This is a genomic window from Micromonospora sp. B11E3 (genome assembly GCF_039871625.1).
Lineage (GTDB): Bacteria > Actinomycetota > Actinomycetes > Mycobacteriales > Micromonosporaceae > Micromonospora.
The window spans coordinates 1-713 of the sequence record NZ_JBDPMC010000244.1 but is presented as its reverse complement, the minus strand read 5'-3'; the positions used below and the strand labels follow the sequence as shown (position 1 = coordinate 713).

Here is a 713-nt window from a genome sequence, read left to right as displayed (position 1 = left end):
TCGTCCGGCGAGGACACGTCACTGATCGAAATTGTGTCGCTGGTGTCGAGGTTGCTGAACACGCCGTCGCTGGAGACAGACATGCCACTGGCGCTGTCACTGTCGCTGTCGTTGGCGTTGGCGTTGGCGTTGGTGTTGGTGTTGGTGTTGTGGTGGATCGGCGTGTCATCGGCGCGGGAGGCAGCGCCAGCCGGCACCGTGCTACGGGCGCTGGCCGCGTCCGGCGTCCCAGCCGTGCCCGGCGTGCCCGGCACGCCGGGCGTGCCCGGGGTGGCGCTGCCGGCGGCCTGGGCGAGGACCTGGTGGTATTCCTTGACCCAGTCTTCTTGGAAGGATTCGGCGAGGGGGCCGTCGCTGGCCAGCTTGACGCCGTACTGGTCGGCCAGGTCGGTGAACTGCTCTACTGCCTGCCTGTTCGCTGCTGCGGTGTGCTGCTCGGGCGTTATCGGCACGGTCGGCGCGCCGGCGCGCCCGCTTTCTGGAATGTCGACGGTAGCCCAGTTGGCGGCCGGTGCGGGGGCGCCGGGGATGGCCGCGGCCGTGAAGCGGGCGGGCAGGTCGGTGACCGCCTGCCGGACCACGTTCGCCACGGCACTCACCTGCGCGGCGTCGGGACCGGCCACCACAGCGGGCAGCACGGGTGCGGAGGTACCGAGGATCGCATCGAGGCTTCGGTCCACCCGGTCCCGCACGGCGCTCTTGACCGCCTCGAT

The 713-nt window shown here is 70.5% G+C and carries 1 protein-coding gene; it reads right to left on the bottom strand.

Going from position 1 to position 713, the window contains the following annotated elements:
• Positions 1 to 713 (bottom strand): hypothetical protein (locus tag ABGB16_RS33895; protein ID WP_347672123.1); only part of this gene is annotated, 713 nt, incomplete at both ends.